Source organism: Streptococcus suis YS161, assembly GCF_002760245.1.
Classification (GTDB): domain Bacteria; phylum Bacillota; class Bacilli; order Lactobacillales; family Streptococcaceae; genus Streptococcus; species Streptococcus suis_I.
In genome coordinates this window covers 1-5,105 of record NZ_ASCA01000053.1, presented here as the reverse complement: position 1 = coordinate 5,105, position 5,105 = coordinate 1, and the positions used below count along the sequence as shown (strand labels likewise).

Here is a 5,105-nt window from a genome sequence, read left to right as displayed (position 1 = left end):
ACAAAAACTATTCCCGTTTGGTCATCAATTGCTCGGACGGGAATAGTTTTAAATGCTTAACTTAATGACATTGGTCTTTTTGCCCAGCCTCATTTTTTACATATAAGCACTGAACCTGCGAATACAGGTTCTAAATTTTCAGTTCAGATTTTTGTCTTTTGAGGGGCTAAACGATATAATCGTAAGGTATCATTTATTAGAAATGACAGAGTTTTATCATCTATTGCAAAGATTGAAAAGGAGACACTATGTCAAAAGATATTCGCGTTCTACTCTATTACAAGTATGTTCCAATTGAAAATGCCAAAGAATATGCTGCTGAGCATCTAGCTTTCTGTAAGTCTATCGGACTAAAAGGACGTATTTTGATTGCTGATGAGGGAATCAACGGTACTGTTTCTGGTGACTATGAAACAACTCAAAAGTACATGGACTACGTTCATGCAAATCCATTGTTCAGCGATTTGTGGTTTAAGATTGATGAAGAAAATGAGCAAGCTTTCAAGAAAATGTTTGTTCGTTATAAAAAAGAAATTGTTCACCTTGGTTTGGAAGACAACGACTTTGACAACGATATTGACCCACTCGTAACAACAGGTGCCTACTTATCACCAAAAGAGTTCAAAGAAGCTCTCTTGGACGAAGATACAGTTGTTTTGGATACACGCAATGACTACGAGTATGACCTTGGTCACTTCCGTGGTGCGATCCGTCCAGACATCCGCAACTTCCGTGAATTGCCACAATGGGTCCGTGATAACAAAGAGAAATTCATGGACAAGCGCGTAGTTGTTTACTGTACTGGTGGTGTTCGCTGTGAAAAATTCTCAGGCTGGATGGTCCGTGAAGGTTACAAGGATGTTGGTCAGCTTCACGGCGGTATCGCAACCTATGGTAAAGACCCAGAAGTTCGTGGCGAATTGTGGGATGGGAAGATGTATGTCTTTGACGAGCGTATCGCGGTCGATGTTAACCATGTAGACCCAGTTGTCGTTGGTAAGGACTGGTTCGATGGCACACCATGTGAGCGCTATGTCAACTGTGGCAATCCATTCTGTAACCGTCGTATTTTGACATCAGAAGAGAATGAGCACAAGTATGTTCGTGGCTGTTCAGCTGAATGCCGTGCTCATGAGCGCAACCGTTACATCTCTGAAAACGGCTTGACTCGTCAAGAATGGGTAGAACGCTTGGAAGCGATTGGGGAAACTCTTACTCCAGCAAATGCTTAGTAATACCAAAATTGCATTGAAAAATCAGTGCAATTTTTTTGTGCAATCAGAATTCTTTATATTTTTTCGGTCCATTCTAAACGAAGCCTATCAATTAGAAAAGAGAAGGAGATGAAGTCATTTTGGATGAACTTATCCCCTTCGAAAATCAACATTATCCGTTGTCAACTTGCCTTGATGAACTCTAGTGCTATATTCGCTTCGTTTCCTAGGTTACTTTTGATTTTCATTGAGTATTAGCAGTAGCAGACCTTGAATAGCTGGTCGGTTTTATGAAGCAATCGGTTTTGCAGTTGCGACGTTTGGAGATATTAAGTCTGCAACTTTGCCTGAGGGTGGCAACTTGATTTTGATGCAGGCAGATAGCTTTGCTCAACGCGTACCATTTCAGGTAGTAGCGAGTGGCAATGAAGTTTTGATTTCGCTTAATGTGGCGAGTAGGGAAGAAGTGGATAGAATTATCGAGCGTGTTGAAGCAAATGGCGGGCAAATTGCAAGAACGCCCGACAGATGTCCGTGGCTTTTCTGGAGCAAGTTTTACGGACCTTGATGGTATCATTTTAATGCGATTGTGAGGCAAGAAGGTAGAATTCATCTGCTCTAGAATCATAGATGAACTTATTTGAAAAGGGAGAAACTGATGATTCTTCCTTTTTTTCAGAGTCAATTTACGCTATAATAGTCTTATGAAAAAAATCATTGAGTTTAAAGATTTTACATTTAAATACCAAGCGCAACAGGAACCCTCTTTAAAAGATATTCAGTTAACGATTTATCAGGGAGAGAAAGTTCTGATTATTGGTCCATCTGGTTCAGGAAAGTCGACGATTGGACAATGTCTTAATGGTATTATTCCCAATATTTACAAGGGAGAATATAGCGGAAGTTTACTATTGGATGGTCAGGAAGTTTTTAATCTTTCAATTTATGATAAGTCCTTGCTCGTATCAACGGTTCTTCAAGATACAGATGGTCAATTCATTGGCTTATCAGTTGCCGAGGACCTAGCTTTTGCTTTGGAAAACGACATGGAAAGCCAGGTGGTGATGAAGCAAAAAGTAGGAGATTGGGCAGAAAGACTGTCTTTGACCGATTTACTAGCACATCGACCACAAGATTTATCTGGAGGTCAAAAGCAACGTGTCAGTCTGGGCGGAGTTCTTATTGATGAGAGTCCTATTTTGTTGTTTGATGAGCCACTTGCTAATTTAGACCCCAAATCGGGCCAAGATACGATTGATTTGATTGACCGTCTGCACAAGCAAGAAGGGACCACAACCATTATTATCGAACACCGTTTAGAGGACGTACTGTATCGTCAGGTGGACCGAGTTGTATTGATTAATGACGGTCGGATTTTGTTCAATGGAGGACCGGATGATTTATTACGTACCTCATTGTTACAGGAAAACGGCATCCGTGAACCCTTATATCTATCGACTCTTCGCGCCTTAGGATATCCGATTGCGCAGGCAGAACGCCTCTCCTCAGTTTGGGAAATTGATATTGAGGCTTTGAATATAGCATCCCTACCGACTCTACACTTTGAAAATGGAGAGAGAGAGACTTTGTTAGAAGTCAAGCATCTTCATTTTTCCTATCCTAACAAACAAGTTCTTACAGACATCCAACTGACGATTCATAAGGGGGAACGTCTAGCTATTGTTGGAAAAAATGGTGCTGGGAAATCTACTCTAGCCAAGGTGCTTTGTGGTTTTATTCAGGGTGAGGGTGAGATTCTCTGGAAGGGGCAGTCGATCAAAGAAGATTCTGTCAAAGAGCGAGCAGAACGGATTGGTTATGTTCTTCAGAATCCCAACCAAATGATTAGCCAAACGATGATCTTTGATGAGGTTGCTCTTGGTTTGCGCATGCGAGGGGTGACAGAAGAAGAAATTGAACACCGAGTTCACCATATCTTGAAAGTATGTGGCCTGTATTCGTTTCGTAATTGGCCGATTTCGGCACTTTCGTATGGACAGAAAAAACGGGTAACGATAGCATCTATCTTGGTTCTCAATCCAGAAATTATTTTGCTGGATGAGCCAACAGCAGGACAAGATCAACGACATTATCGGGAAATGATGGAGTTTTTGGATCAATTAAATGCTCAAGGGCACACCATTGTCATGATTACCCATGACATGCAACTCATGCTAGATTATTCAGATAGAGCTGTTGTTGTGGTGGATGGGCAGATTATTGAAGATGCCAGTCCAGCAGAAATTTTATCTGATGATACGGTGATTGAGCGAGCCAATTTAAAAGAAACATCAATTTTTCACTTGGCGGAGAGGTTGGGAGTTAATCCCTTAGAATTAACCACGTTTTATATGCAGGAAGAAAGGAGAGGAAAATGAGTCAACAAAAACTAATTGGTTACCATCCAGGAACTGGCTTGATTCATAGTTTATCGGCTGTCAGTAAATTACTCTTTTTTCTCATAGTTTCCATTCTTGCTATGATTACTTACGATACTCGCTTGATTCTTTTTATCGCAGTATTTTCTCTAGCCTTGTTCAAAATGTCAGGGATTCGTTATAAAGAAATCTCTCTTGTTTTAATTCTGACGATCATTTTTGCTGCAATGAATGCCCTGATGGTTCACTTGTTTGCACCACGGTATGGGGTGGAACTTTACGGAGCAGACACTCCCTTGCTATCAGGTCTGGGAGTCTATTCCTTGACGAGTCAGCAAGCATTTTATCTGGTGAATCTTCTCTTGAAGTATTTTTGTACAGTTCCTTTAGCGATTATCTTTCTCATGACCACTCATCCTAGCCAGTTTGCTTCCAGCTTGAATCAAATTGGGGTATCCTACAAAGTTGCTTACGCAGTCAGTTTGACCATGCGTTATATTCCAGATATTCAAGAAGAGTTTTATACGATTCGAATGTCTCAAGAAGCGCGTGGTTTGGAATTGTCCAAGAAAGGAAAAGTGATGGATCGTATAAAAGGGAATCTATCCCTTGTTATTCCTCTGATTTTCAGCTCCTTGGAGAGGATTGATACGATTTCAACGGCTATGGAATTGAGGCGTTTTGGAAAGAATAAAAAAAGAACATGGTATACCCAACAGCCTCTACAAAGAATAGATTACGCTGTCTTGCTATTTATTCTTGCTCTAGTAGTCGTGACAATCTATCTATTTTTTGTTAATCAGGGTCGATTCTATAATCCGTGGCGATGATGATTGAGTTTATCGGGCTTATCAACCACGACAAACGCATGAAGAAAATATCATTTTCAGAAATCATATTTTCAATATTAATATCAGCTTTTTATTGAAAAAAGTGATATAATAGCATTGAACATGAGGGATTACCCCCGTTAAAGTGTAAGTTTTATGGAAATATTTCGAAAAAATGCATGTAACTAGAAAATAGTTGCATACATTTTCTTCATGCGTACGGCGTGGCTTATCAACCCTTTATCGTTGACATATAGGAAATATACTGTTACAGTAGGGGATGTAAATAAATTTAGAGTTTAAGTATCAGTTTCATCTTTTGTTTTTCCTCTTGATAAGTTTTACAAATAAATAAAAAGAGGTAACACAAATGGTACAAGGTACAGTTAAATGGTTTAATGCAGAAAAGGGATTTGGTTTTATTGCTCAAGAAAACGGTCCAGATGTATTTGCACACTTTTCTGAAATTCAGTCTAATGGTTTCAAATCGTTGGAAGATGGTCAAAAAGTGACATTTGAAGTGGAGCAAGGCCAACGTGGTCTTCAAGCGACCAATATTACAAAAATTGGATAATAAAAGAGCGGGTTTCTTAGTGAAACTCGCTTTTCTTATGTGACTTTTAGTCCGTCACGCTCCGTAAGGTGCGTGACAAATAAACCACCCGCTATGCGGGTGCGCGACG

At 39.9% G+C, this 5,105-nt stretch carries 5 protein-coding genes; all 5 read left to right on the top strand.

The window, feature by feature from the left end; translation table 11 throughout:
• The first annotated feature begins 248 nt into the window (after positions 1-248).
• The 5 genes from trhO (at position 249) to SST111_RS07065 (ending at position 4,996) form a co-directional block, all read left to right on the top strand.
• Entirely contained in the window at positions 249-1,232 is a 984-nt protein-coding gene (trhO, locus tag SST111_RS07085; RefSeq protein ID WP_099810487.1) for an oxygen-dependent tRNA uridine(34) hydroxylase TrhO, read from the top strand.
• Positions 1,233-1,557: 325 nt separating this feature from the next.
• Positions 1,558-1,782 (top strand): VOC family protein, encoded by a 225-nt coding sequence (locus SST111_RS07080; RefSeq protein ID WP_257211804.1) that lies wholly within the window; start codon positions 1,558-1,560, stop codon positions 1,780-1,782.
• Positions 1,783-1,918: 136 nt separating this feature from the next.
• Entirely contained in the window at positions 1,919-3,592 is a 1,674-nt protein-coding gene (locus SST111_RS07075; RefSeq protein WP_099810486.1) for an ABC transporter ATP-binding protein, read from the top strand.
• Positions 3,589-4,422, top strand: coding sequence for an energy-coupling factor transporter transmembrane component T family protein (locus tag SST111_RS07070; protein ID WP_024377453.1), 834 nt, complete (start codon positions 3,589-3,591; stop codon positions 4,420-4,422). Before SST111_RS07075 ends, SST111_RS07070 begins: the two co-directional genes overlap by 4 nt.
• A 370-nt stretch (positions 4,423-4,792) precedes the next feature.
• Positions 4,793-4,996, top strand: a complete 204-nt coding sequence (locus SST111_RS07065) for a cold-shock protein (RefSeq protein WP_004195223.1) — start codon at positions 4,793-4,795, stop codon at positions 4,994-4,996.
• Positions 4,997-5,105: the final 109 nt, after the last annotated feature.

Coding starts and splice junctions, on each gene's coding strand:
- SST111_RS07065 (WP_004195223.1), top strand. CDS start 4,793: ATGGTACAAGGTACAGTTAAATGGTTTAATGCAGAAAAGGGATTTGGT.
- SST111_RS07075 (WP_099810486.1), top strand. CDS start 1,919: ATGAAAAAAATCATTGAGTTTAAAGATTTTACATTTAAATACCAAGCG.
- trhO (WP_099810487.1), top strand. CDS start 249: ATGTCAAAAGATATTCGCGTTCTACTCTATTACAAGTATGTTCCAATT.
- SST111_RS07070 (WP_024377453.1), top strand. CDS start 3,589: ATGAGTCAACAAAAACTAATTGGTTACCATCCAGGAACTGGCTTGATT.